At 70.2% G+C, this 25318-nt stretch carries 31 protein-coding genes and 2 tRNA genes; 22 read left to right on the top strand and 11 right to left on the bottom strand.

What is annotated here, in order from left to right; genetic code table 11:
- Nucleotides 1-112: 112 nt before the first annotated feature.
- The 6 genes from ACF09K_RS27945 to ACF09K_RS27970 all read right to left on the bottom strand — a co-directional run bounded on the left by ACF09K_RS27945 (nt 113) and on the right by ACF09K_RS27970 (nt 2860).
- Entirely contained in the window at nt 113-1168 is a 1056-nt protein-coding gene (locus tag ACF09K_RS27945) for a UDP-N-acetylmuramate dehydrogenase (protein ID WP_392247842.1), read from the bottom strand.
- Between the two features lie 252 nt (nt 1169-1420).
- Nucleotides 1421-1849 (bottom strand): MaoC family dehydratase, encoded by a 429-nt coding sequence (locus ACF09K_RS27950; protein ID WP_392247844.1) that lies wholly within the window; start codon nt 1847-1849, stop codon nt 1421-1423.
- 1 nt (nt 1850) lies between these two features.
- A complete protein-coding gene (locus tag ACF09K_RS27955; protein ID WP_392247846.1) occupies nt 1851-2303 on the bottom strand; it encodes a MaoC family dehydratase N-terminal domain-containing protein in 453 nt (150 codons plus the stop codon).
- Nucleotides 2304-2414: 111 nt separating this feature from the next.
- A complete protein-coding gene (rpmG, locus tag ACF09K_RS27960) occupies nt 2415-2579 on the bottom strand; it encodes a 50S ribosomal protein L33 (RefSeq protein WP_003948671.1) in 165 nt (54 codons plus the stop codon).
- Nucleotides 2580-2668: 89 nt separating this feature from the next.
- A tRNA-Met gene (locus ACF09K_RS27965) sits at nt 2669-2741 on the bottom strand.
- A 46-nt stretch (nt 2742-2787) separates the two neighbouring features.
- Nucleotides 2788-2860: transfer RNA gene (locus ACF09K_RS27970), tRNA-Thr, on the bottom strand.
- 248 nt (nt 2861-3108) lie between these two features.
- On the opposite strand from ACF09K_RS27970, the gene ACF09K_RS27975 reads away from it, so the two are divergent.
- A complete protein-coding gene (locus tag ACF09K_RS27975) occupies nt 3109-4368 on the top strand; it encodes an amidohydrolase family protein (protein ID WP_392247848.1) in 1260 nt (419 codons plus the stop codon).
- A gap of 123 nt (nt 4369-4491) precedes the next feature.
- The gene (locus ACF09K_RS27980) at nt 4492-5148 is read left to right on the top strand and encodes an SDR family oxidoreductase (protein ID WP_392247850.1); all 657 of its coding nucleotides are present in this window, start codon (nt 4492-4494) and stop codon (nt 5146-5148) included.
- Between the two features lie 44 nt (nt 5149-5192).
- On the opposite strand, the gene ACF09K_RS27985 is transcribed toward ACF09K_RS27980, so the two are convergent.
- On the bottom strand, nt 5193-5405 hold the full coding sequence (locus ACF09K_RS27985) for a hypothetical protein (protein WP_392247853.1): 213 nt from the start codon (nt 5403-5405) through the stop codon (nt 5193-5195).
- Nucleotides 5406-5503: 98 nt separating this feature from the next.
- Between ACF09K_RS27985 and ACF09K_RS27990 the strand changes: the two genes are divergently transcribed.
- Complete coding sequence (locus ACF09K_RS27990; protein ID WP_392247855.1) at nt 5504-5833, top strand: hypothetical protein; 330 nt, start codon at nt 5504-5506, stop codon at nt 5831-5833.
- 432 nt (nt 5834-6265) lie between these two features.
- Here the strand turns inward: ACF09K_RS27990 and ACF09K_RS27995 are convergent, their stop codons facing one another.
- Nucleotides 6266-9367, bottom strand: a complete 3102-nt coding sequence (locus ACF09K_RS27995; protein ID WP_392247857.1) for an NACHT domain-containing protein — start codon at nt 9365-9367, stop codon at nt 6266-6268.
- A gap of 618 nt (nt 9368-9985) precedes the next feature.
- Between ACF09K_RS27995 and ACF09K_RS28000 the strand changes: the two genes are divergently transcribed.
- Nucleotides 9986-10447 (top strand): GntR family transcriptional regulator, encoded by a 462-nt coding sequence (locus tag ACF09K_RS28000; protein WP_392247859.1) that lies wholly within the window; start codon nt 9986-9988, stop codon nt 10445-10447.
- 1 nt (nt 10448) lies between these two features.
- Nucleotides 10449-11015: an HD domain-containing protein gene (locus ACF09K_RS28005; RefSeq protein WP_392247861.1), complete on the top strand. Its 567-nt coding sequence runs from the start codon at nt 10449-10451 to the stop codon at nt 11013-11015.
- Here ACF09K_RS28005 and ACF09K_RS28010 read toward each other — a convergent pair.
- Nucleotides 11003-11476, bottom strand: coding sequence for an NUDIX domain-containing protein (locus ACF09K_RS28010; protein ID WP_392247863.1), 474 nt, complete (start codon nt 11474-11476; stop codon nt 11003-11005). The two genes, ACF09K_RS28005 and ACF09K_RS28010, sit on opposite strands and share 13 nt — an antisense overlap.
- 2 nt (nt 11477-11478) lie before the next feature.
- Nucleotides 11479-12204: an XRE family transcriptional regulator gene (locus ACF09K_RS28015; protein WP_392247865.1), complete on the bottom strand. Its 726-nt coding sequence runs from the start codon at nt 12202-12204 to the stop codon at nt 11479-11481.
- 941 nt (nt 12205-13145) lie between these two features.
- On the opposite strand from ACF09K_RS28015, the gene ACF09K_RS28020 reads away from it, so the two are divergent.
- From ACF09K_RS28020 to ACF09K_RS28080, 13 genes are all read left to right on the top strand, one after another.
- Nucleotides 13146-13313, top strand: a complete 168-nt coding sequence (locus ACF09K_RS28020) for a hypothetical protein (protein WP_392247867.1) — start codon at nt 13146-13148, stop codon at nt 13311-13313.
- A gap of 37 nt (nt 13314-13350) precedes the next feature.
- A complete protein-coding gene (locus tag ACF09K_RS28025) occupies nt 13351-13731 on the top strand; it encodes an ATPase (RefSeq protein WP_392247869.1) in 381 nt (126 codons plus the stop codon).
- 196 nt (nt 13732-13927) lie between these two features.
- Nucleotides 13928-14191, top strand: coding sequence for a DUF6284 family protein (locus ACF09K_RS28030; RefSeq protein ID WP_392247871.1), 264 nt, complete (start codon nt 13928-13930; stop codon nt 14189-14191).
- Nucleotides 14188-14460, top strand: coding sequence for a DUF6303 family protein (locus ACF09K_RS28035; protein ID WP_392247873.1), 273 nt, complete (start codon nt 14188-14190; stop codon nt 14458-14460). The genes ACF09K_RS28030 and ACF09K_RS28035 overlap by 4 nt, the downstream gene beginning before the upstream one ends.
- A complete protein-coding gene (locus tag ACF09K_RS28040) occupies nt 14457-14903 on the top strand; it encodes a Pycsar system effector family protein (protein WP_392247875.1) in 447 nt (148 codons plus the stop codon). The genes ACF09K_RS28035 and ACF09K_RS28040 overlap by 4 nt, the downstream gene beginning before the upstream one ends.
- Nucleotides 14900-16012, top strand: coding sequence for a conjugal transfer protein (locus ACF09K_RS28045; RefSeq protein WP_392247877.1), 1113 nt, complete (start codon nt 14900-14902; stop codon nt 16010-16012). The genes ACF09K_RS28040 and ACF09K_RS28045 overlap by 4 nt, the downstream gene beginning before the upstream one ends.
- A complete protein-coding gene (locus ACF09K_RS28050; RefSeq protein WP_392247879.1) occupies nt 16009-16620 on the top strand; it encodes a GGDEF domain-containing protein in 612 nt (203 codons plus the stop codon). The genes ACF09K_RS28045 and ACF09K_RS28050 overlap by 4 nt, the downstream gene beginning before the upstream one ends.
- Nucleotides 16617-16964 (top strand): RRQRL motif-containing zinc-binding protein, encoded by a 348-nt coding sequence (locus ACF09K_RS28055; RefSeq protein ID WP_392247881.1) that lies wholly within the window; start codon nt 16617-16619, stop codon nt 16962-16964. Before ACF09K_RS28050 ends, ACF09K_RS28055 begins: the two co-directional genes overlap by 4 nt.
- Complete coding sequence (locus ACF09K_RS28060; protein WP_392247883.1) at nt 16948-17322, top strand: DUF6251 family protein; 375 nt, start codon at nt 16948-16950, stop codon at nt 17320-17322. The genes ACF09K_RS28055 and ACF09K_RS28060 overlap by 17 nt, the downstream gene beginning before the upstream one ends.
- Before the next feature lie 76 nt (nt 17323-17398).
- Nucleotides 17399-17596 (top strand): DUF6257 family protein, encoded by a 198-nt coding sequence (locus ACF09K_RS28065; RefSeq protein ID WP_392247885.1) that lies wholly within the window; start codon nt 17399-17401, stop codon nt 17594-17596.
- A 92-nt stretch (nt 17597-17688) separates the two neighbouring features.
- Nucleotides 17689-19770 carry a cell division protein FtsK gene (locus ACF09K_RS28070; RefSeq protein WP_392247887.1) on the top strand — a complete coding sequence of 694 codons (2082 nt, stop codon included), beginning with the start codon at nt 17689-17691 and terminating at the stop codon, nt 19768-19770.
- Nucleotides 19771-19968: 198 nt separating this feature from the next.
- Complete coding sequence (locus tag ACF09K_RS28075) at nt 19969-20184, top strand: hypothetical protein (protein WP_392247889.1); 216 nt, start codon at nt 19969-19971, stop codon at nt 20182-20184.
- Nucleotides 20175-20363 carry a hypothetical protein gene (locus ACF09K_RS28080; RefSeq protein WP_392247891.1) on the top strand — a complete coding sequence of 63 codons (189 nt, stop codon included), beginning with the start codon at nt 20175-20177 and terminating at the stop codon, nt 20361-20363. The genes ACF09K_RS28075 and ACF09K_RS28080 overlap by 10 nt, the downstream gene beginning before the upstream one ends.
- On the opposite strand, the gene ACF09K_RS28085 is transcribed toward ACF09K_RS28080, so the two are convergent.
- A complete protein-coding gene (locus ACF09K_RS28085; RefSeq protein WP_392247893.1) occupies nt 20360-21346 on the bottom strand; it encodes an HNH endonuclease in 987 nt (328 codons plus the stop codon). The genes ACF09K_RS28080 and ACF09K_RS28085 overlap by 4 nt on opposite strands.
- Nucleotides 21347-21452: 106 nt before the next feature.
- Between ACF09K_RS28085 and ACF09K_RS28090 the strand changes: the two genes are divergently transcribed.
- The 4 genes from ACF09K_RS28090 to ACF09K_RS28105 are packed head-to-tail and all read left to right on the top strand — an operon-like array spanning nt 21453 to nt 25124.
- Nucleotides 21453-22154, top strand: a complete 702-nt coding sequence (locus ACF09K_RS28090; protein WP_392247895.1) for an SAM-dependent methyltransferase — start codon at nt 21453-21455, stop codon at nt 22152-22154.
- Nucleotides 22151-22801: a DNA cytosine methyltransferase gene (locus ACF09K_RS28095; protein WP_392247897.1), complete on the top strand. Its 651-nt coding sequence runs from the start codon at nt 22151-22153 to the stop codon at nt 22799-22801. Before ACF09K_RS28090 ends, ACF09K_RS28095 begins: the two co-directional genes overlap by 4 nt.
- Nucleotides 22798-23646: a bifunctional DNA primase/polymerase gene (locus tag ACF09K_RS28100; RefSeq protein ID WP_392247899.1), complete on the top strand. Its 849-nt coding sequence runs from the start codon at nt 22798-22800 to the stop codon at nt 23644-23646. The genes ACF09K_RS28095 and ACF09K_RS28100 overlap by 4 nt, the downstream gene beginning before the upstream one ends.
- A 2-nt stretch (nt 23647-23648) precedes the next feature.
- Nucleotides 23649-25124: an ATP-binding protein gene (locus ACF09K_RS28105; RefSeq protein WP_392248152.1), complete on the top strand. Its 1476-nt coding sequence runs from the start codon at nt 23649-23651 to the stop codon at nt 25122-25124.
- Nucleotides 25125-25318 lie beyond the last annotated feature (194 nt).

The raw sequence follows: 25318 nt of genomic DNA on the forward strand, positions 1-25318 counted from the left end.
GAGGGCCACCATCGAGGCAGGGGGGCGCCCGCGGCCGCCGGGGCTACGGATCGGGGGAGGCCCTGGCCCGCGGTCGCCCCCTGTCCACCGGTGCCGTACCCGCGGCGGGCTCCTACAGTCCGGTCCCGACCATCACCGGCTCGTTCACCAGCGTGACGCCGAACGCCTCGCGCACTCCGGCCACGACCTCCCGGGCCAGCGCCAGCAGGTCCTCCGTGGTGGCCTCGCCGCGGTTGGTGAGGGCGAGGGTGTGCTTGGTGGAGATGCGGGCGGGCCCGCTGCCGTAGCCCTTGGTGAAGCCGGCCTTGTCGATCAGCCAGGCCGCGGAGGTCTTGGTGCGTCCCTCCCCCGCCGGGTAGGCGGGCGGTACGGCGTCCTCGCCGAGTCGTTCCCGCACGCGCGCGTGGAACGCCGCGAAGTCGGCGTCGGTGAGGATCGGGTTGGTGAAGAAGGACCCGGCGGACCAGGTGTCGTGGTCCTCGGGGTCCAGGACCATCCCCTTGCCCGCGCGCAGCTTCAGCACGGTCTCGCGGGCCTGCTCCAGCGGCACCCGGTCGCCGGGCGCCACCCCCAGGGCGCGTGCCGTCTCGGCGTACCTGAGCGGCGCGGACAGTCCGCCGGCGTCCTCCAGGGCGAAGCGGACGCGCAGGACGACATGGCGCTCGGGGTCGGCCTTGAAACGGCTGTGCCGGTAGGAGAAGGCGCACTCCTCGTTGCCGAGGGTGACCGTCTCGCCGGTGCGGCGGTCGTAGGCGATCACCTCGGAGATCGTGGCGGACACCTCCTGGCCGTACGCCCCCACGTTCTGGATCGGGGTCGCGCCGGCCGAGCCGGGGATGCCGGCCAGGCACTCGACGCCGGCCAGTCCGGCCTCGACGGTGCGGGCGACGGCGTCGCTCCACACCTCGCCGGCGGCCAGCTCCAGCGTCGTACCGGCGAGGTCGAAGCCGCGGGTGGCGATGCGCAGGGCGGTGCCCGCGAAGCCCTTGTCGCCGATGACGAGGTTGGAGCCGCCGCCGATGACGAGCAGCGGCGTGCCGTCGGCGTCGGCCTCGCGCACGGCGGCGATCACCTCGGCGTCGGTCGTCGCGGTCACCAGCCGGGTGGCGGGGCCGCCCAGCCGGAAGGTGGTCAGCGGGGCGAGCGGGGCGTCGTGGAGTTCCAGCACGCGCCCAAGCCTACGAGACGGCACCGACGGCCCCGGCCGCGCACTCACCACGGGTGAGGGGCATCCCACGGGGGAGGACGCCCCTCACCCCACCGGTGCCGGTGCCGGTGCCGGTATCGGTATCGGGGCCGGTACCGGTGAGAACGTCTCCGGCCCCGGACGGGCCTCGCCGCGGCCGGGCCCGGGCCGGGCCGGATGCGGACCGGCTCCGGACCGGACCCGGATCGGCCCCGGGCCGGATGCGGACCGGGCTCAGGCCAGTCGTACGACCGCCCGGGACATCCCCAGCACCTTCTGCCCGCCGCTGGTCACGGTCAGGTCCACGCGGACCGTGCGGTCGTCGAGCTTGGCGCCGATCCTGCCGCCGACCTCGATGGTCGCGCCCTGCTCGTCGTTCGGGACGACGACGGGCCGGGTGAAGCGGACGCCGTACTCGACGACGGCGCCCGGGTCGCCGGTCCAGTCGGTGACGACCCGGATGGCCTCGGCCATGGTGAACATGCCGTGCGCGATGACGTCCGGCAGGCCCACCTCCTTGGCGAACTTCTCGTTCCAGTGGATCGGGTTGAAGTCCCCGGAGGCACCCGCGTACTGGACGAGGGTGGCCCGGGTCACGCCGAACGACTGCGCGGGCAGCTCGGTGCCGACCTCGACGTCGTCGTAGGAGATCTTCGCGGTCATGTCAGCCCTCCTCCGCCGCGCGGGCGACGAGCTTGGTCCAGGCGGTCACGACGTGCTCGCCGGCCTCGTCGTGGACCTCGCCCCGGACGTCGACGATGTCGTTGCCCGCCATGGACTTGATCGCCTCGATGGTGGAGGTCACGGTCAGCCGGTCACCGGCCCGCACCGGGCGCCGGTAGGCGAACTTCTGGTCGCCGTGCACCACCCGGCTGTAGTCGAGACCGAGCTGCGGGTCCCGGACGACCTGGCCCGCGGCCTTGAAGGTGATGGAGAACACGAAGGTCGGCGGGGCGATCACGTCGGGATACCCGAGCGCCTTGGCGGCCTCCGGGTCGACGTGGGCCGGGTGGGTGTCCCCCACGGCCTCCGCGAACTCGCGGATCTTCTCCCGGCCGACCTCGTAGGAATCGGTGGGCGGGTAGGTCCGCCCCACGAAGGACTGGTCGAGCGCCATCGGCTCGGCACCTCCTGCTTGCTCTGCGTCGCTCTACTGACCGGTACTGGTCGCTCAACGACGCGAGGCCGCCCCCGATCACTCGGGGACGGCCTCGCGTACGAGCCTGAATTATCGCGTTTCGCGGTGCGCGGTGTGCGCGTTGCAACGCGGGCAGTGCTTCTTCATCTCCAGTCGGTCCGGGTTGTTACGCCGGTTCTTCTTGGTGATGTAGTTCCGCTCCTTGCACTCCACGCAGGCCAGCGTGATCTTCGGGCGGACGTCGGTGGCAGCCACGTGAGTGCTCCTTGACGAACGGATGGGACATATATACGCAAGAAAGAGTAGCCGATCGAAGGACCGACCCCACAATCGGCTACTGTCAGTAGCGGTGACCGGACTTGAACCGGTGACACAGCGATTATGAGCCGCTTGCTCTACCGACTGAGCTACACCGCTTTGATGGGATCAGGTCCCGCCTCACGACGGGAACCTCACCCACCAGAGCCCCAATACGGAATCGAACCGTAGACCTTCTCCTTACCATGGAGACGCTCTACCGACTGAGCTATTGGGGCGAGCGATGAAGACATTACACGGTCCGCAGCCGTTCGCCCAAATCCGTTTCCCCGGCCCCGCCGGCCCCCGTTCCGCCCAGGCGGCACACGGCTCCTGAGCCCCTCCGGCCCACCGGACCACACCGGTACGACTATTGCGCTCCTCCCCGACGGCGCCGGACGGCCGCCCTAGGCTCGACTCACTCTGCGTGATCTTGCCCGAGCCCCGGGCAGCGAGCCCCCACTCTCTGCCGAGCCCCTGGAGCGCGATGCCCGACAGCCAGCCGCACCCCCCGTCCGGGACGCCGGCCTCCCCGGACGGGCAGCCGGACCCCGGCGCCCTCCTGCTGTGCGGTGCCCGCCTCACGGACGGCCGGACCGTGGACGTACGGCTGGGCCGCGGACGCATCGAGGCGGTCGGCACCGTCGGCAGCCTGACGGCCGGCCCCGCTCCGGCCCCCGGCACCCGCGTGGACCTCGGCGGTTACCTCCTCCTGCCCGCCCCCGTGGAGCCCCACGCCCACGCCGACACCGCGCTCTCCGCGGACACCGACGGCCCCGTCTCGTACGCCCCCGAGGACGTCCAGCGCCGGGCCACCGAGGCCGCCCTGCTGCAGCTCGGGCACGGGGCGACGGCGTCCCGCGCGCACGTGCGCGTCGGCGACGTCCAGGGGCTCGGTTCGCTGGCGGCCGTCCTGCGGGCCCGGCGCTCGCTGCGCGGGCTGGCCGAGGTGACGACGGTGGCGATGCCCCGGCTGCTGACCGGGGCGGCGGGCGCGGACGGGCTCGCGATGCTGCGGGACGCCCTGAAGATGGGCGCCTCGGTGGTGGGCGGCTGCCCGGACCTCGATCCCGACCCGACCGGCTACGTGGAGGCCGTCCTGGAGGTCGCCTCCGAACACGGCTGCCCCGTCGACCTGCACACCGACGCCGCCGACCCGGCCCGTCTGGCCCGGCTGGCCGCGATGGCCGGCGGACTGCGCCCCGGCGTCACCATCGGCCCGTGCGCCGCCCTCACCCGCCTCCCCGCCGAGTCCGCGGCCCGCACCGCCGACCGGCTCGCCGCGGCGGGCGTGACGGTGGTGTGCCTGCCCCAGGGCGGCTGCGGCGCCACCGACCGCCGCGGCACGCCTCCGGTGCGGCTGCTGCGCGCCGCCGGCGTCCGGGTCGCGGCGGGCAGCGGCAGCCTGCGGGACGTCTCCAACCCGGTCGGCCGGGGCGACCCGCTGGAGGCGGCGTACCTCCTGGCCTCCCGCCACGGCCTGCGCCCCGAGGAGGCGTACGACGCCGTCAGCGGGTGCGCGCGGGCGGCCCTGGGGCTGCCCGAGGTGCGGGTGGAGGCGGGCTTCCCCGCCGATCTGCTGGCCGTCCGCGGCGACCGCCTGGCGGACGCGCTGTCGCTGTCGTACAGCAGGATCGTGATCCACCGGGGACGGGTGGTGGCCCGCACCAGCGCGGTGCGCGAGTACTGCGACTCGGCGGCGGAGGGACCGGGGCTGCCGCGGCAGGGGCGGAGCACGTCGCCGTAGGCCGGGATCCGGTGTTGCCGGGGCCGCCGGTGTTGCCGGGGCCGCCGGATGCGGCGGGTGCGGGGCGCGGTGTCCGGCACCGGTGACGCGCCGTACGGCCCGGGCGGGCGTACGGTCGAAGGCATGCGCATTGTCATCGCCGGAGGTCATGGTCAGATCGCGCTGCGGCTGGAGCGTCTGCTCGCCGCACGCGGAGTCGAGGTCGCGGGCATCGTCCGCAAGGCCGAGCAGGGTGACGACCTGCGGGCCGTCGGCGCCGAACCGGTCGTGCTGGACCTGGAGTCGGCGTCGGAGCAGGAGGTCGCGGACGTCCTGCGGGGCGCGGACGCCGCGGTGTTCGCCGCGGGCGCCGGCCCGGGCAGCGGAACGTCCCGCAAGGAGAGCGTCGACAAGGGCGCGGCGGTCCTGTTCGCGGACGCGGCGGTGCGCGCGGGCGTACGCCGCTTCCTCGTCGTGTCCTCCTACGGCGCCGATGCCGGCCGCAGGGGCGACGAGGTCTTCGACGTCTACCTGCGCGCCAAGGGCGAGGCCGACGCGTACGTCCAGGGGCTGGACGGTCTCGACTGGACGATCCTGCGCCCGGGTTCGCTCACGGACGACCCGGGCGAGGGACTCGTCCGGCTGGAGGCGCAGACCGGCCGCGGGTCCGTCCCGCGCGACGACGTGGCCGCCGTCCTCGCGGAACTGCTGGACACCCCGGCGACGGCCGGCCTGACCCTGGAGCTGGTCTCCGGTTCGACGCCGGTACCGGTGGCGGTGAGGTCGGTCGCGGGCAACTGAGGGCACCGCCGGGGGCGTTCGGAGGGCGCGTTCGGAACACGCGTTCAGAACAAGGGCAGCTGGCCGGGTATGTCGGACACCACGTAGCCGTCCAACGAGGGCTGGACGGCACCCAGTTGCGCCACGCCGCGCGAGCCGGGGCAGGACGTCAGCCGGCCGTTCTCACGCGCCCCGGGCGGGTCGTGCCGGGCGAAGCGGCCGGCGACGACGGCGATCTCCCGACGGCACTCGGGGCAGGTTCTGCGACGGCTGGACATGCGCCCAGTCTGCCCCAGTGCGCCACGCGGGTACCGCGCGGCGCCGCGCGCCCCGTTCGCCGCGCGCGACGGCCGTCCTCTCCCTAGCATCGCTACATATGGCACATACCTTCGAGGAACTCGTGGCGAAACAGCGTGCGGCCGACGAGGCGCACACGAGGGTCCTGCATCTGCGGGACACCTACGGCGCGCCCACGGCGGCCCCCTGGTCCCAGGCCCAGACCGACACCTACGAGACCGCTTGGCGCGCCTGGCGCGACCTCGCCCGCGACACCCAGGCCGCGCTCACGGAGTACGCCAGGGACGAGAACAGACCCCGTAACGACGTCGAGGCGGACGTGCGGAAAGCCGCGAAGGCCCGGGAACGGGAAGAGGCGCCGGGACCGGCCGCGGGATCGGAACCGGGGCCGCCGTCCGGCGGCCGATGAGCCGAGCGCCACCCCGCCGTCCGTCCCGACCGGAGGAAACGGCCGGAAACGAAGCAGACCCCCTCCGCCCTGCGTTTCCGCAGTTCGGAGGGGGTCTCACTCAGCGTGGCGGCGCCAGGATTCGAACCTGGGAAGGCTGAGCCGGCAGATTTACAGTCCTTCCAGGGACACCCTTCGCGAGTGCCGTCGACCTGCGCAGACACAGATGTCTGCACCGAACTGCCCTCCAGTCGTCCACACCTCGTCCGCAAGCGCCTTCGATGGACTGCCGGAACCCTACGTTTCGGGCAGCGCTGCGCCCCACCCGTTCCGCGGGCTCACCCCCAACACCCAGAGCGGCGGTCGACCGCTTCGTTGGGGTCTGAGTACTCGCACGTCCCATGCGGCTGCTCAGACCGGTCGCAGTCCTCGACCCGCTGGAAGGTCTCGCGATTATTCGTGGATAACACGGGTGCGCACCCCCGGAATTGCCAGATGGGCGATCAACTCACCGCCAACGCCCCAGCATTCAAAGAACGTCACTTCCGTGAGCCCTTCTAGTTTTTTGAATACCAGAGGATCTGTAGGCACGACGCAGGTGTAAAGGTTCAATTGCTTCACCGACGGCAAAGCCTCACTGAATTCTGTGAGCCAGGCATGCACGTCATACCAGAAGAGAGAAAGGGTTTGGAGGTTACCTATCGCTGCGATCTCTCGCAAACCTAGAACAGTGCCCTCCTCGACCCCGACCAAATGCAAGTCTCGCAAGCCCGTAAGGCCGGCAATGGGACTCAGGTCAATCGCCGACCCAATGCGGGACAAGCTAAGGGCTCGAAGTTTAGGAATCGAACAAAGGACGTCAAGGTCGAATCCCTCAGTAAGAGGCATAGCCACAGCAACTAGCTCTTTGAGGTCTGCGATAACCGACTCCCCCGTAATGGGCCCGTCGCCAAATAGCATGAGTTCCCGCAATCCCAAATGACCCTTGAGGCAAGAGAGATCACCTCCCTGCAGTAGGGTTAACCAGAGCGCTTTCAGCGGCGATACCCTGGAGAGGAATTCCAGGCCCCCAATTGGATGATCCATATAGAGGCGCGTCATCGAATGCAATCGATCTAGGCTGGCCAACTGTCCGGAATGAGTGAGCAAGACATCACGTCCGGCCAGCGGCAACCGAGAAAGAATCGTGTCAGCATACGCATTTGCATCAAAATAGCTCCATGCATGAATGAGCGCATCTATAACACCCTCGCGCCGGTCCTCGACATATCCCTTCAACAGTTCCAGAGCATCCTCACCTCCAATCAGGGCCACAGTCCGTACCGTCTGTATGGCAGATTTCTCTGTCAGTTGCCCCAAGGACCGTGGCAACCAGCGCAGCAGGCTGGGCCCCACCGCCGCCAGTGCGGGAGGATCCGTCCTGCGGCTTGCCGGAAGCAGCATGGTCACGGCCTCGTCCAACCGACTCGCGATCCCGCCGGACACAGAAGGCAACGTCTCCTGGCAGGCTGCCGCTAGCAGTCGCAGCGTACGCGCGTGGCGAGGCTCCTCCATGGCACGGTCGAGGATGCCGCCGAGTAACTCTTCACGCTGGCGGGTGTTTGCGTGGCCGGCCGCCATGATGATGGTCTCTCGCCACAGGTCCAGGTGCGCTCGGCCAACTAGGTTGCCAATGCGGTCCTCCTCCGCGGCCTCATTGGCGGCCAGGTACTCCTGAAAGGTGCGGTGCACGAAATCCATGCGCCCTTCTGCGGGCGACCGAAGAACACCAGAACGGTGACGTAGCTGCTCCAGTACCTGCTCACCGTCCAGGACGTCCAAGTGGCGCATCGCCATCAGTTTGACCCTGACATAGCCAGCGGCCCTCTCCAGTTCGATCTCACTGCGATTGTTGTCCGACAACCGCCATGCGAGGTCCCTGAGTATGACGAGTTTGTCGCCCAGGCTAAGTTTGCCGTCCATCGCACTCGGCACATTCCTGTCCGCATCCCGGTCATGGACCAAGGTGTGGAGGGCATTGCGATACAGCTCCATGCGGTCACGCGGCAGTTGACGCCCCCGGTTCAAGTGCATTGCGCAGAGCATGGCGGCTAGCAATGGCGTACTTGCCAGCGATTGGAGGTGCGCGCGGTCTTTAAGACTGGTGAGCAGTGACTGCTCATACTGTGGAAGTTCCTCCACTGCGCAGGGAAGTTCATCGCCCAGATCTCGTACTGCTTGGTGCCACTGCCGTACAAATGCCGCCAGGTCTGGAGGAGCCATTCGGTCCAAGTGGAGGGCCTTAAAGTCCTCACGTCGTAGCCAGTCAGCACCGGCCGCCGCCGGGCGGGAGGTGACGACCACACGTATACCGCTGTACTGCCCCAGCAGTCTGCGCAGCCAATCCCGTACCGCTCGGCGTTCCCGGTCAAGCAACTCGTCCACACCGTCAAGCAGGAGCAATGCCTTACCGCCATCAAGCTGACGCTCCACCCACCCCCTTGGCATGATCCCAGTAATTGGCCCGGCAACGCCGTCCAGCATCGCTTCTGGAGTAGGTGGCGTACGTCCACTGTATTCACGCAACTTGATAAAGATGGGGACGAGTCCATTCCAGTCGCCCAGCTCGCCCGAGAAAGCTCCGCGCGCTGCCGTGACAGCCAGCCATCGCAACAAAGTCGTCTTGCCTGAGCCAGCTTCTCCCCGCAGCAGGACCCGAGAAGCACCGCTCAATGCAGCTTCGACCCGCATGCCGGAGCTCTCTCCGGCCGCTTCTTCCCACAAGCTCATGTCAGGACGAAGAAGCGGCAGCGAACGGGCAGCACGCCGGAGTTGCCCGTCGTCCGCCGTCGCCCGCAGGCTGACGTACGCAACCGACAGCCGGACACGAGGGGCGGTCGCCTGGCCGGACGTACGACGGAAGAGCTCCACTTCGTCGAGGTCCCTGCTGACCAATTCCAGGTACATGCGGCGAAACGCCATGTCGTGGTCGGCGCCTTCCGGCGCGAGCAGTGAACGGTCCGGAAGGCGTTCCAGCAGGCGTGCCACCTCAGTGCCCAGTGTTGCCGTACGCGCCAGCAATTCCCCCGCTACCCGCTCCTCAAAGACCGGAAGACTCCGCACGATGCGGACGTAGTAGTCAACGCATTCAGCGAAGAGCACCTCGTACAAGTGCGTTTCTGCCTCGTTCAAACCGACCGGCACGGTCACGGAACCGGTGATTTGGCGGAGCAGCTCTGTTGGCTGTGCATTTGCGTCAAGGAGGGCCTCGTCTGAGAGATCCGCCCGCGTGAGCGTGTCAGACACCGCGTCGATCACAGCCTGGCGGCCGCCGTCCTCCAGACGCTGGAAGGCGTGCTTCAAGAACGGTTCCAGCCGATCGAATACCGCGTTCGTTATCTGCTCGAACTGCTGCCTCACCTCACGCTGGAGCCTCATGCCGGGGACCCTCACCCGGACAAGGTCTTCCATCGGCAGCAAACGCTCCTGCTCCCGCTGCTTGCCTCCCAGCCACAACCGCCCCGCCGCGGTTGCCACAGCCGTACCCAGCCGTAACGCTGCCGTCTCCGCGAGCATTGATACCCCCTCCTTCACGTGACACAGGCATTGTGACAGCAGATAACGGCAAAGGGGCGTTCTCTGACGGAAAAGGACACTTTCACTGGCCCTTGCTATCGCGGCCACCCTCCCTACGTTTTGACAAGGCAGGGGCGCTCTTGACGTAGCAGCCTTACAGCGAGCCGGACTCAAGGCGCCTGAGCTGCAGCTTTCGCCGCCTGAGGAAGAATAAGGACCCTCCCGAGGCACCTAGCGCCCGGACAGCCACTGAGCCAGCGGCGGGCCCGCCGCTACGACAGCGAGGGCAGCACCAAAAGGTAGAGCGAGCGAGGGGAAGAAATGGACGAGTACCCCAACCACCACAGCTACGGCCGCAAGGGCAGCCACGAGAGCACCCCGCTGGGACGTCCCGCGACGGCGCGGCATGCTGCGGGTCGGCGCCTCACATCCTCGCTTTTCCGCACACCCTGTGACCTGCTGCTCAGCCACAGAGGGGTTCTTGATTGACGCCGTCCGCGTCTCGCTCTGGTAGCGAGACCGCCCGTGCGCATCGCTGTGCGCGACCCCTCCGCGACGGCCGGGCAGTCGTGGGAGGCTTACCGGTGGTGTCGACTGCCCGGCGGAGAGGGAGAGCGAGTGTCGCAGCAGGCCAACCCTCGGGGGACCTTCTTGAAGATTGCCGACTCAGTGAAGAGGCAGATCGAAGAGGACTCGACCATGACAGAGCTTCCGTCGCTGGCTGAACTCATGCGCGATCACAAGGTCTCGCGCGGGGTCGCCCTGCGTGCGTTCGGCGTGCTGCGTCAGGAAGGCGTGGCCGAACCGGTGCGGGGCGAGCGGTGGCGAGTCGTACGCGCGGGGGCGCCAGTCGACCGGCGCCCGCTTGATCAGCGAATCGCAGAGGTCATCGCGACTGACGGACTCGAAGTAGGGGAAGCGTTCCCGAGCGCTTCCGTGCTGGCCGAACGGTTCGGGGTGTCACGTCCGACCGTGGCCAAAGCGCTGGAGAAGCTGGAAGCCGCCGGCGTGCTGGCGGGTGGAGGTCAGGGCAGGGTGCGGACGGTCCGCGCCGTGCCGGCACGAGAGGGGCGTTCGTAGCTTGTCGACGTTGACGGAGTGGGCCTACCCCCTGGCTGAGTCGTTGCTCGCTGAGCCGCTGCCGCGACGCTGGAAACACTGCCTCGGGGTCGCTGAGAGGGCGCGCACCATCGCGCTCATCCTCGACCAGGACGCGGACCTGTTGGAGGCTGCGGCGGTCCTGCATGACATCGGCTACGCGCCGGACCTTGCCAAGACAGGCTTCCACCCCCTGGACGGCGCGCGGTATCTCCGGGACGTGGCTACCGCCGACGAGCAGGTCGTCAACCTGGTCGCCCATCACTCGTGCTCGTGGCTTGAGGCGGATGCGCGCGGCTTGCGGGCTGAGCTTGACGGCGAGTTCCCCCGTGAGAGCGAGCACTTGAACGATGCGCTCTGCTACTGCGACATGAACACCACCCCGGACGGCACCCCGACCAACCCCGTGGACCGGATCAACGAAATCACCGGGCGCTACGGGCCGGACAGCCTGATCGGCAAGTTCATCCGGCGTGCCGAACCCGAGATCCTCGCGTGCACCTGCCGCGTCCTCGAACGGGTCGCCGCCGCCAAGCGTCAGCCGATGTAAGGCGCCGTGCGCGTCCGGTCCATAGCGTGCTCAATCCGGAGCCGCATCGTGGGGTGCACGTCCAGCGTCGCCAGGTCCGCCGGGGCAACCCATCGGACCTGAGTCGTTTCGTTGCTCGTACGGAGGTCGCCGCTGACCGGCCGGGCCCGGAAGCAAATGCTGAACTGCTGACGGACTTCGCCATCGTCGTACTGCATGACGTGCCCGGGGTCTGTGTAGAGGCCGGACACGTCGATCACTTCCGCCCTGATGCCGGTCTCTTCCCAGACCTCACGGACCACCGTGTCACTGATGGACTCCCCCACGTCGTGACCACCGCCGGGCAGTGCCCACCTGCCGTTGTCAGAACGCTGGATCATCAACACCTGCCCTGCGTCGTTCTGGACGAAAGCAACGACGGACGGCACGACCGAGTTGGCCGGCGGTGCGTCCGGGTCGTGCAGGTAGTCGATACGTCCCATGGTCAGGCTCCCGTGATGCTCTTGACGTCCTGGTCAGTGACCGGACGCGCGTTCTCCCATGTGTGATCGATGCTATTCGCGTACGTGTCGAAGAGACTTCCGCCGGGGAGTCGCCGCAGGTGCAGTACGGGCGCCATGTAGGCGCCGATGCCGTAGACGTGGGGGTTGACGAGCATCTCGTCATCGGCCCGGTAGATCGAGTTGTACAGCGTCGAATCGTGCAGCCGGAAACCGACGTCCGGGTGACTCCGCATGAGGGGCCGGTACAGCACGAGGGCATTGCGGATCTTGCCGTCCATGATGTGGTGTCCCTCGTCAATGCCGCGTTGCCGGACAGCCGCACACTCCGGGTCCCCCAGCAGGATGCGCACCCGCGCCCCCGCTTCCACCTTCGCCCTCACGAGGTCATGGAAGAGCGGGTCCTCAGACAGGAAGAGACCCGAGTACACGAGGACGTCTAGGTTTCGCTCAGCACGTCCGTACAGCTCTCGCCAGAGGCCAGTAGGCACCGTGTGGCGATGCGGGTAGACCGTCGCTATCTCGGCTTTGGTGAGGTCCGCCGCACTGCCGACGGTCCGCCCGTCCTCCCACAGCATGGTCACGTCGACCTTGAGGGCCGCTGCCGTCGCGTACTGGTGACGCAGGTACGGCACCTTGCCCTGGGTAATCCAGCGTTCGACCGTCTTGGGGCTCACCTCGATCGCCTCAGCGAGGCTCTGCACGGTCATGCCACGGGCGAGGAGAGCGGTTCGTAAGCGCTCGTTCGACATCTGCACCCCCGGTGGGACGTCTAGGGACTTCTTGACCGTAGCTAGAAGTCCCAGAGCTGTCCATGAGTGGAGTGACCAACTCCCCTGACCTGCAGCGATTCTGAAGATACGTCAAGACGTCCCGGCGCGAGACGAAGAGATTGCGTCGCTGTACTTGACGGACCCCTATGCAATACCTGTAAAACAGGTACTGCATCGCACGGAGGAAAGCCCCGCTCTCGCTGGGGGTGAGTACGAAGGAAGCGGCCGTTAGTTGAGAACTGAACAGTGATCGTGCGGAGCCGACGCAAGAGCGGCGGTCACGGTAGGTGCCTAGGGCGAGGGTCCGGGGGCAAACCGCCGTGATGACGGCGCTCTCCCCCTACGCGCCTGGCAAGCGCCACCCGGTCCCGGGTGTGGGGAAGGACAGCGAGGCTCCAACGCACGTGGCGGCAAGAGTGAGACCGCCCCCGCGACGACCGGGTGATGTCGTCGGCGGCAATGCCAAGCCCACCGGCTCCGGAGAACACCCCCTGACTTGGGGTGCCGCCCGGTGTGGGCCGTCCTGCTGGCGTCAGAGCAGTGATGATGACGCGCCCGACTTTCCCGGCTCGGGACCGGTGCTCCGTGGCAACGGCGTACCGGTGAAGCCGTGTCCCTGCGACCTGCGGGAGTTCGGTGTGAACCGACGACATACCTAGGGCGCCGCCGTGTCGGACCGACGCGATGCGGCCCTGCCCACCGAGTCCTCACAGCCTGTCCGCACGAGGGGCGCCCCGGTCTGCCCGGTGGCGCCGCTCGTGCGGCCGGTTAGCGGCTAAGCCGCAGCCCCGGCCCGGCCGATCCCGGGCCTACGCCTCAAAAGCAGGCCGGGGCGCTCCCGCTGACCAGCGGGCCACTCACCCCAAAGGGAGACCGACATGTTCCGCACACGCCCTGCCTCGTCCGACATGCAGACCCGCACCAGCGACGACTTGCAGCGCGAGTACGACCTGATCACCCGCGAGCGCAACGGGGGCCACAACGCGCTCAGCGCGATCAACACGCAGAACGACATCGCCCGGGAGCTGGAGCGCCGGGAGAGCTGACCTGCCGGCATCATCGGCCAGTTCGTTGGGAGTTCGCATGAGCACTGTCGAGATCGTCTCGTTCGGCTACCTGCACGACGCCCCGCCCACCGCTCACCTGACCATCGACCTGCGTCACCACTTCCGCGACCCGCACGTGTCGCCCGAGCTGCGGTATATGACCGCCGAGGACGCCCCGGTACGCGCCGCAGTGCTGAGCACCCCCGGCATCACCGCCCTGGTGGAGGCCACCGCCACGGCGGTCACCGCGTTCGCCTCGGGCCCGAGCGCCGGCACGGTGACCGTCGCCGATGGGTGCGCGGGGGGCCGGCACCGCGCCCCGACGTTCGCCCTGGCCCTGGCCGAGCGGCTCCGCAGGGATGGCCACCGGGTCACGGTCGCGCACCGGGACCTGCACCGCCCGGTCGTCCAGCGCTGACCAGCACCTCGCACGTCGGCCCCGGCATCGAGCCGTGAGGGGCGCCGGATCGAATCCGGCCCGGGGCACTGGCCGCTGTTAGGCGGCCCGCCGCACCACTTACGTGCGGCCTTCACCTTCAACGGCAAGCGGTCCCCGGGGGGCATCCCGGGGACCGCGTTCGGGCCGTTCCACCTGCAAGGGAGATCACGACCCAATGGAACACATCGTCACTGTTAAGGACGCTGTTACCGCGTTCGCCGATTTCATGGAGCCGACGGACGCGGAGCTGGCCGCCATTGACGCCGAGATGCCCGTCATCCTCGCCGACGTCGAGCTGCTGGACGCGCAGATCATCACGCTGGACCGCACCCCGACGAAGCTCGACACCCAGCGCATCCGCCGGGCCCGCCGCCGCGCGCTCGCCGCCCGCGTCGCGCTGGTCAACCGCACGGCCGACCGGACCGGGGGTGCGGCATGACGCACGGCGCGCGACTGTCCAACAGCTTCCTCGGCGAGTGGGAGCTGTATGTGGTCACCGACCTGAAGAGCCTGGAGTGGCCCGAGCACTCCTTCGGGCGGACCGGTCCGGTCCCCACGGTGCAGGAACGGGCCGATGCGCTGGCACAGCTCGGCTACGTCCTCGCCGACGGCGCCGAGTGGACGTGGCAGGAGCTGCGCACCGGTCCCATGGACCGCGTGGAGCTGCTGGCGTCCGTGGACGTCGAGCCGAAGGACGGTGCGGCATGAGCGCCACGGAGCGCGGCCTCGCCGCCGCGCACGCGGAGGTGAAGGCGGAGATCGCGCGGACGGACAGCAAGACGGCGTTGCTGCTGGCGTTCGTCGGCGCGGTCCTCGCCGGAACCTGGTCCGTCGCCCGCGACCTTCCCCTGAACTGGCCCGCCGTCATCGTCGGTGGTGCCGGTCTGATGCTGCTGGTCGGTGCGGCCGGTCTGCTGCTCCGGTCGGTGCGTCCGAACCTGTCCGGCCGGCACGGCTTCCCGCTGTGGGCCACCCTCACCGCCGACCAGATCACCACCGCCGTCACCTCCGACCTCGCGGCCGACGTCGCCGGGCTGTCCCGGCTCGCTGTCGCCAAGTTCACGGGCCTGCGCCGCGCGGTCGACCTCACCATGACCGGCGGCGCCCTGCTCATCCTCGCCGCCCTGCTCACCGCCGGGGGTGCCCGATGACCGGCGCCAAGCTCACCCGCGTACAGATCGGCGTCCTGGCCGCCGCGTTCGTGCCGATGCTCGCCACCGGGGTGTTCGGCGGGATCGGTACGTACAGCAACATCGGCCACGCCTACGGCAAGGGCACCGCGCTCGGTGCGCTCGCCGCCGGCGAGGGCGCCACCGCCGTCCTCGCCCTGGTCCTGCTCGGGCTGACCATGCTGGGCCAGTCCTCCCCGCGCATCGTGCGCGCCGGGCTGTGGGCCCTGCCAGCCGCCGCCGCCGTCATGGGAGCGACGGCCGCCACCGACCCGGGCCGCACCGTCATCTACGCCCTCACCCCCATGGGCATGTCCGTCTCCGCCGAAGGCATGGCGTTCCTGGCCCGGCGGATCGTCGTGCACACCGACGGCCGCGACGCGGAACACGAGCGGCGCACCGCCGACCTGGTGCAGGCCCTCGCCTACCACCAGGCACGGGCCGCCAACCACCCGAGCGACCGGGTCAAGAAGTGGTCGGAGCGCAAGTCGTGGCGGCTGGCCCGCAAGGTCGGAGTCGGGGACGTCGCCCTCGGATCGAGGCTGCTGGACGTCCAGCGCACCCGCGTCACCGCCGGCGCGGACGCCGCCCTCGCCGCCATGTTCGGCGGCATCGCACTCGACCCCGCACGGGGCGCGAATGCGGAGGAATCGGCTGGAAGCAGTCGAGAACGGTCTACCTCTGACCTGCCCGGATCGAGCACGCCCACGGTCGTGCTGACGCGGCTGGCGGTGCCCGATCCGGCGCCGGTCGACCTGGGCAAGTCGGGCGGCGGCATGAAGCCGATGCCCGCCGTCGTCCCGGCGGTGAAGCCGGTCCCGATCGCCCCCGCGGCCGCCCGTTCGGTCCCGGCCGCATCGACCCCGCCGCGTCGGGCGACGGGCCGTGTCCCGGTCGCCGCCAAGTCGCCCCGCACCCGCCGCACTCCCGATCAACTCATGGCGGAAGCGCGCAAGGCGACGGCCGGATGGACGGACGCCGAGGTGACCGGCGAGGGTATCCGCCGGGCCCTGCGCACCTCCCCGGCGAACGCCCGCAAGCTGCGTGACGCCCTGCTCGCCGAACGCGCCGCCACGGCGGTGACGCCGTGAGCACCCTCGCCGCACTCTTACCGGCCGCGCCCGCCCTGGGGTGGGCGGCACACGCCTGGTGGCTGCACACGCGGCTGACCACCGCCCGCCGTGACCCGCTCACCGGACTGTGGACCCGCGAGACGTTCACCCGACGGGCCCGCCGCCTGCTGCGCGACCCGAGCGCCGTGGTCGTACTGGCCGACGTCGACCACTTCAAGCAGATCAACGACACCCACGGCCACGCCGCCGGTGACCTGCTGCTGGCCACGGTCGCCGCCCGACTCGCCCACGGCACGCACGGTGGTGTCGTCGGGCGGCTGGGCGGGGACGAGTTCGCCGCCGTGCTCATCGACCGCGACGGCACCGCCGCCGAACGACTGGACGTCCTCGCCCGCGTCCTCGCACGGCCGGTCGACACCGCACCCGAGGTGCACACCACCGTGTCTCTCGGCTGGGTGCGCGCCGCCGACCACCCGGGCGAGGATCTGTCCGCTCTGCTGCGCCGCGCTGATGAAGCGATGTACGCGGCGAAGCGGTCCGGCCGCTCCGGGCCCCGGCGGGCCCGGCTGGGGCGGCTGCTCGGCTCGGTCGCCGGCCGCCGTCCCGGACGGCGCGGCGCGGCATGAGCACGCTTCCGGTCTACCGGTGGCGCCTGGCCCCGGACGGCTACGCCACCCGCCGCCAACTCCGCTCACGGGGCTTGCGGCCCGGTGGTCAGCCGGTGGCCGCGCAGCTCGAACGGCCGCGCCGCCGCCGGGGCCCGCTGGTCGCCTACCTCTACCGCATCGACCTCGCCAAGCCGGTCCGGCCCATGACCCCCGCGCGGCGCGCGGCGCTGGACAAGGCGAACGCCGCCCGCCGGCGCTGCCCTGAGTGCTGCCGGGACGCCGGCTACGTCATCCCCGCTTCGCTCGGCACCTGTGTGCCGTGCGCCTATCCCGAAGGAAGTCGGCATGGAATCGCTGCCTGACGTGCCCAAGGTCGTCCGGCTCCCGGACGGCACCTACGCCTACACCGACCACCTGCCCGCCGCGCCGCAGCCCTACAGCGGGCCGCAGATCGTCCACCAGCACGTGCACCAGGCGCCGCCGGACCGCACCGTTCAGCGGATCGCGCTGGGCTCCGGTGTCGGGGCCGGTGCGGTGGCGGCCGGCGTGTACTTCGGCCCGCTGCTGGTCGGCGTGCTGACCGCGATGGCCGCGAACCTCGCGCTGCTCGCTCTGATCGCGGCGGTGTGCGCGTGGGGTGTCGTCACCGTCGTGCGCTCGGTGGGCGGCGAGGACGGCAAGCGCGCCGCCGCCACGGTCCGCCGCGCCCGCCGCCGCTGACGGTTCCCCGCGGTCCCGGGATCTCGTGTCCCGGGTCCGTGGGGAGCCGGACAGTCCGGCCCGGAACGGAGACACCGTGAGCAGCAACAACCTGCGCCTGAACACCGGGGAGAAGGCGCAGATCGCCTGGTACGTCGCCCGGATGGCCAAGCGCGGTCTGGCCGACACCCGCCAGGGCGGCGGCCGGGTCGACCAGCGGGACCTTCAGCGCAAGGTCGAGCGGATCGAGGAGAAGGCCCGCAAGCGCGCCGAGCGCGAGCAGAGCGGCAAGTAGCAACGCCCCGGGGGCGGTCGTCCCGGCCAAGGAAACTGGCCGCCCCCGGGCCACCCCATCACCCACTGTGTGAGTAGCAGGGAGTCCCCAGCATGACGGACAACACGACGGGCCCGCAGCTGCGCCCCGTGCCCGACACCGTCCCCGACGAGGACGCGCCGGCGGCCCCGGTGCCGGTGGACAATCCGGCGTTGCCGGACCCGAAGGTGAGCATCACCAAGCGCAAGCCGGTTCTGGCCGGGTGGCTGACCAGCCGGCGTGACTTCCTCGCCACCGCCCGCCACGCCGGCGCGAACGTCGGCTACGCCGCGCTCTACCACGGGGTCCGCATCCCCGTGTACGCCGGCCGCCTGGCCCTGATGTCCCCGCGCGGGGCCTGCCGGTTCGTCGCCTCCACGAACCGGTGGGTGTGGGACCGCGAGGCCGCACCCTTGCGGGAGTTCGCGGTGCGCACCGAGGACGTGGAGGAGTACATGCGCCTGGCCCGGCTGCGGGCCGGCCGTATCCGGCTGCGCGGCCTGGTCACCCTGGTCGCGGCCGCGTTCGGGCTCGGCTTCGCTCTGTGGCTGTACGTGCTGGCGCCCGCCTACCTGTACGCGTTCGCGGCCGGCGGGGTGCTGCTGCTCGGCCTGGGCGGACAGCAGCCCGACGCCCCCGTGGTCGGCCCGGCGGTGCTGAAGACCGAGATCCAGAAGCTCACCGGGTCGATCGTGCTGCGCGGCCTGGACTCCATCGGGAACGCGAAGATCACCGCCGCGATCAAGAAGGGCGGTGACATGAACGGGCTGCGGTTCGTCTCGGAGATCGTCCGCGACGGCCCCGGCTACCGCGCCGACCTGGACCTGCCCTACGGCGTCACCCCCGAGGACATCATGGAGGCCCGCAAGCCGCTCGCCTCCGGTCTGCGCCGCAAGACCGGCTGCGTGTGGCCCGCCCCCGACCCCGAGCAGCACGAAGGCCGCCTAGTGCTGTGGGTGGGCGACAAGCCGATGAACGAGACCACGAAACCGGCGTGGCCGCTGGCCAAGTCGGGCACGGTCGACCTGTTCCGGCCGGTGGTGTTCGGCAACGACCAGCGCATGCGCGACGTGGCCGTGACCCTCATGTTCGCCTCCGTCGTCGTCGGGTCCATCCCCCGCATGGGCAAAACGTTCCTGATGCGGCTGTTCCTGCTGATCGCCGCCCTTGACCCCCGCGCGTGGGTCCTCGCGTTCGACTTCAAGGGCACCGGCGACTTCGGCGCCCTGGAACCGGTCTGCCACCGCTACCGCGCCGGCGAAGAAGACGACGACATCGCCTACGTCCTCGCAGCGCTGCGGGAGCTGAAGGAGGAGCTGCGCCGCCGGGCGAAGGTCATCAAGTCGCTGCCGCGCTCGCGCTGCCCGGAGTCGAAGGTCACCCCGGAACTCGCCGCAGACAAGAGCCTGGGCTTGCATCCGATCGTGGTCGGGTTCGACGAGTGCCAGGTCCCCTTCGAGCACGAGGAGCACGGCAAGGAGATCGAGGCGATCTGCACCGACCTGGTCAAGCGCGGCCCCGCGCTGGGGATCGTGGCCATGTTCGGCACCCAGCGCCCCGACGCCAAATCCCTGCCCACCGGCATCTCTGCGAACGCCGTCCTGCGGTTCTGCCTGAAGGTCATGGGCCAGCCCGCCAACGACATGGTGCTGGGCACATCCATGTACAAGTCGGGCTACCGGGCCACCATGTTCTCCCGCTCCGACCGCGGGATCTGCTGGATGGCCGGCGAGGGAGACGACCCCCGCATCGTCGCCTCCGCGTTCGTGGACGCGGTCGCCGCCGAACGCATCGTCGCCCGCGCCCGCGCCGCCCGCGAGGCATACGGCAACGTCACCGGCCACGCCATCGGCAAGGGCCCCGAGCAGACCGGCACCGGCTCGGACATCCTCGCCGACGTCCTGGACGTCATCGCCGATGACGAGAAGGCCGTGTGGTGCGAGCGCATCGCCGCCCGCCTGACCGCCGCCCACCCCGACACCTACGCCGGATGGCAGGGCGAGAACGTCACCGCCGCGCTCAAGCCCTGGGGCGTCAAGCCGGGGCAGGTGTGGGGCACCACCGACGACGGCGAGGGAGCCAACCGGCGCGGCATCAAGCGCGCCGACATCACCGCCGCCATCACTCGCCGTAACGCCGATCGAGCCGCCGCCTGACCCGAGCAGCGCTGCTAGACCTAGCAGCCCCGCCCGCTAGGTCTAGCACCCCCACTAGCGCCCCCGACCGCCGCTGATCAGCGCACTAGCGTCTAGCGGTCCACCTGCGCAAAGCCCCGAAACCCGCCCTGAGAAGGGATGTGAGCCCCCGTGGCTCTCGCTAGCCTCGCCGTCCTGCTCGTCCTCGCCGGTTACGCAATGCTATGTGCCGTCCGGCCGTTCGCGCCGTGCCGCACGTGCTCGGGCACCGGCATCCGCCAGGCCCGCCGCACGGTCAAGCTGTGCCGCCGCTGCCGCGGGCAGCGCTACCGGCTCCGCATCGGCCGCCGCCTGCTCAACACCGGCCGCGACATCCACCGCGCCGGCACCCGCCGCCCCCACTACACCGACCGGGAGTTCCCCACATGGCCGTGACCGTCTCCCTCGTCTTCCTTTTCGGACTGGTCCTGTTCTTCCTCCTGCGCCAGCGCAGCCTCAGCCCCGGCGCCGCGTTCGCCGCCGTCATGTTCGGGTTCTTCCTCGCCTCCACCGGCGCGGCCGGACCCATCAACGAGATGGCCGCGGCCGTCGTGAGCGCCATCCCGGACCTCTAGGACGCAGCTCCCGCACGACGGCTGGCAGGCACGGACACGACAGCGGAACGGTGGGTGCGCCAGTGCGCGGCCAGCCACACCTCATGCTCGGGCCGCAGGCTGACCCGCGGCACCTTACCGTGCAGCTCGGCGTAGGCCGGGTAGCCGAGGAGTTCGTCGTCGACCTCGATACGTCCGGTGTCGGGGTTGACGGTGATCTGCCCGCGGTCGAAGAGGCTGTGAACGTCGTTGCGCAACAGCAGGCCGCCCCAGTCGTGATGTTCTTCTTCGTCCGCGTAGCTGTAGAGGTGAGCTGCCTGGAGCGCCCCGGCCGGCGCCGGTCCGGTGAACGCGCACACCTGGCCGTAGTCCATGAGCAGCTGCTTGCGGAAGGGCGCCTGCCCCACGCGGGTACGGACGTTCTTCATCCGGTGCCCGCCCGCGATCGGCCGCCGCGTGCCCGCGGCGCCCTCGTCGTCTAGGTCCAGGTCGTCAAGGCGGATGCCTGCGACGTCAATGATGGCGTCGCGCAGCTTCTCCCAGCGGGCGGGCCGCATGCTCAGCTGGGAGTCGGGTGAGTCGCACAGCGCCCGCAGTTCACGTCCGGTGAGCAGGCCGCGGCCGTCCATCCATGCCTCGCCGTGCCGGGAACGGTAGGTGACCACTTCCCGGGTCTTGCTGCCCGGTACGTCGAATAGGGCGCCGCACTGGTTGCAGCGGCATGCCGGCGTCAACCGCTTGCGCCGCTTGAAGTCCGCCCTCTTGCACTCGGGACAGAAGTACAGCGTCTTGGTCTCGCGCCCGGTCTCGATCTCGGAGATCACCCCAACACCGAGCAGATGCTTCTTGTCCCACAGGGCGATCACATCCCCCACGGCGATACGGCCGTGGTTAGGGACGGTGTCATCCCAGCTGTAGTGCTGCGACGGGTCGTCGTCGTACCCGTCGTTCCCACCGTGCTGACGGTCGTCGCCCACAGCCAGCACCAGCCATGCCGTCGTCACTGCGCCCCCTCATGTCCCCAGCAAGCCGGGGCAGCCGCCCATCTCGCCAAAGACCGCGGCTGCCCCTCAACCCCAGCTCCACCAAACAGAACTGGAGACAACCAGCATGCCCCACACCACCGACATCCGGACCCGCACAAGGGTCCGGCCCAAGCCGCGGTTGCTCGACCTGTTCTGCTGCCAAGGCGGCGCCGCCAAGGGCTACGCCGACGCCGGTTTCGACGTGACCGGCGTCGACAAGGACCCGCAGCCCCGCTACCCGTACCGGTTCGTCCAGGCCGACGCCATCGCCTTTGTCCTGCAACATGGCGCGGAGTTCGACTTCATCCATGGCTCACCGCCGTGCCAGCACGACACCGAATGCCAGCGCATCCAGGGCAACACCCACCCCGACCTGATCGCCCCGACCCGCGCGGCGCTGCAGGCGGCCGGGCGGCCGTGGGTGATGGAGAACGTGCGCGGTGCAGTGCCCAAACTGCGCGCTCCCGTGATGCTGTGCGGGCAGATGTTCGGCCTGGCCAACTACCGGCACCGGTTCTTTGAGACCGGCGGCGGCTTCACCCTCACGCAGCCCGCCCACCCCGCGCACCTGGTCCCGCAGGCCAAGATGGGCCGCCCGGTCCCGCCGGGGCACTACGGGCAGTTCGTCGGCAACTTCTCCGGCGTCCCCCTCGCCCGCCGCGTGCTGGGCGTGCCGTGGATGAACCGCGACGGCATCCGCGAGTGCATCCCCCCGGCCTACACCGAGCACATCGGCCGGGCCGCCCTCGCCTTGCTCGCCGCGGACCGTGTGGGGGTGGCCGCGTGAGCGCGTGCGTGCTGCCGCTGCGGCGGCCCAACGGGCTGCGGGTGCTGGACGTGTGCTGCGGCGCCGGCGGCCTGTCGATGGGTTACTACCTGGCCGGGTTCGACGTCGTCGGCGTCGACAACCGCCCCCAGCCGAACTACCCCTTCCCCTTCGTCCAGGCCGACGGCCTCGCCTACACCGCCGAGCACGGGCACACCTTCGACCTGGTCCACGGGTCCTGGCCGTGCGAGCGCTACGCCACCGTGACCCGGTGGCGCGGCAACCCCGAAACCCACCCCGACCTCATCGGGCCGGGCCGTCAGGTGATGCAGGCGACGGGGCGGCCGTGGGTCATCGAGAACGTCCCCGAGACCGCCACGGCCGGGCTGCTGCGCCCGGACTACCTGCTGTGCGGCACCCAGTTCGGCCTCAACATCCGCCGCCACCGAGCCTTCGAGACCTCCTGGGGAGGCGGCGGGGACCTGGTCGCACCGTGCTGGCACCGCAAGGGCCTGCTCGCGTTCGCGCACAAGGGCGAGCGCGCCTATGCCGACGCCATGGGCTGCACCTGGATGACCAGCCTGGAGGCCCGCAAGGCCGTGCCCCCCGCTTACACCCAGTGGATCGCAGCCCAGTTCCTCACCCTGGAAGGGAGGACAGCAGCATGACCACCACTCCGTACGCCCTGCACACCGCGCTGAGCCTTGCCGCGTCCGGCGTGCCGGTGCTGCCCCTGCGCCGGGGCAAAGTCCCATTCGGCAACTGCCCGGCGTGCGCGGACAACGCGTGCGGCGGCCGGCCGAACATGAAGACCCCGGGCCCGTGCCGCTGCCCCGGCGTCTGCCACGCCTGGGCCGCCGCCACCGCCGACCCGGCCGTCATCGTCTCGCCTGCATGGGCGGCCGCATGGCGACGGGCGGTGTGCGTCGGCTACCACCCCGGCGGCGCCGGTCTGACCGTGGTCGACCTGGACGACGCCGACGCCATCGCGTGGGCCCGCACCGCCCTGCCCGCCACCCGCACCGTGCCCACGACGCGCGGCCAGCACTGGATCTACCGGGGCGCCATGCGCTCCATGAATGCAGTGCGCCCCGGCGTGGACATCAAGTCGACCATGTCCTACGCCCGCTACCTCGGCCCCGGCACCGGCCACATGGCCAACCTGCCGGACGCCGTGCGTGCGCTGACCATCAAGGAGCCCTCCCCGGCCCTGCCGGCACCGCATGCGGCCGTCGTGCCCACCGGCACCGCGGGCGGGAAGTGCCCGCACCGCACGCCCGCCTACCTGGAACGTGGCATCGCCATGGCAGAGCAGCACATCACCGAGGCCCGTGAGGCAGTGCACGCCACCGTCTACCGGACCTTCCTCGCTGTGCTGTCCACGCACGGCCGGTGCGGCTGCCTCACCGACACCCACGTCAACCGGCTGTTCACCGCCGCGCAGGCCAGGGGCGAGACCCCCCGGCACTGCACGGACGCGTGGACCAACGCCCTGACCACGTTGGGACTGTGACCGTGTCCGACGACGAGAAGAACCCCGCCCGGCAGGTCATCACCGACTACGCGCAGTCCCACTTCCGGTACTTCCGCACCGTGGACGGGACCGTGTACGCGCAGCGCACCGGCCACCCCGTGGCCCGCCCGATCCGCTCCCAGGGCACGACCGGGAGCCACCGCCAGGAACTCATGGTCGGCCTCTTCCGCGACGGGGTCGGCGTCTTCAACGGAACCGCCCTCAAGGAGGCGTTGGACTTGATCGAGGCACTCGCCCTCACCGAGCAGGTACAGCCCACCCACATCCGCGTGGCCCCCGGATTCGACGGAGCCACCTGGCTCGACCTCGGCCGCGACGACGGCCGGTCCGTCCGCATCCACCCCACCGGCTGGGACATCCGCCTCCCCGACCCCGAAGAGGTGTGCTGGCGGCGCACCCAGCTCACCGGGGAACTCCCCCTGCCCGCCAAGGACACCAACGGCAAGGGCATCGACCTGCTCATGCGGCTGTGCAACTTCGCCGACGCCAGGACCGAGGCCCTGGCCATCGCATGGCTCATCGGCTGCCTGGAGCCGTCCGTGCCCGTCCCGGCCCCGTTCCTGACTGGCCCGCAGGGCGCCGGCAAGTCGACCGGCGGGCGGATGCTCGTGCGGATCATCGAGGGCATGACCGGCGACCTGCGCAGGGCACCCAAGGACGAGGAGAACATGATCACAGCGGTCGCGGCCGGATGGATCACCGCCCTGGACAACCTCTCCCACCTGCCCCCGGACCTGTCCGACCTCATGTGCTGCATCATCACCGGGGCCGAGAGCATCAAGCGCGCGCTGTTCACCGACGGCGACGTCGTCCGCTCCCGCTACCGCCGCCCGATGCTGCTGACCGGCATCGACGTCGGCGTCATCCGCCCCGACCTCGCCGAACGGCTCCTCACCCTGCGCCTGGAACGCCCCCGAGTGCGGCGCACCGAAGCGGAGCTGTGGGCGGAGTACGCCGAGATCCTGCCCGTCGTCCTCGGCTCCCTGCTCGACCTGACTGTGAAGGTCCGCGCAGTGCGGGCCGAGACCCCGACCGATCTGCGGATGGCCGACTTCGCGCACCTGTGCGCGCAGCTCGACGCGGCCACCGGCTTCGGGACGCTGGAGGCGTACCGGGCCAGCCTGGACGATCTGAACGACGACGTGATCGAAGGTGACCTGCTGGCGCAGACGGTCCTCAAGCGCGCCGAGGAACTGGAGCCGGGCGAGGACGTGCGGATGACGTCTGCGGAGTGGCTGCACGCCCTCAGCACCCTCTACAGCGGCGAGGAATGCCGCCCCCTGCCCAAGGGCTGGCCCACCACCGGCAAGGTGCTCTCCGACCGGCTGCGGCGCATCCAGCCCACCCTCGCCGCGCGGGGCGTCCTGGTCGACTGGGGCCGCACCAGCGCCGCCCGCTACATCGAGATCACCCGCCAGGCCCCGCCCCCGCCCCCCGCGCAGCAGACCGCGTTCTGACCGCACGCCCTGGTCGGCGGACAAGCAAGAGGAGCACGCCTCGCCCGGGGGTGCTCCTCTTGCTGTTCGGCGGCGACAGCCGCCCTGCACAGGTCGCGCCGCGAAGCGGCTCGTTCTTCAAGCACTGAGCGGACGTAAAGACCCACAGACACCACCCCCCTTCTTTTTCCTAAGTAGGGACGATCTGCGTCACT

It is taken from the genome of Streptomyces sp. NPDC014882 (genome assembly GCF_043081325.1).
Taxonomy (GTDB): Bacteria; Actinomycetota; Actinomycetes; order Streptomycetales; family Streptomycetaceae; genus Streptomyces.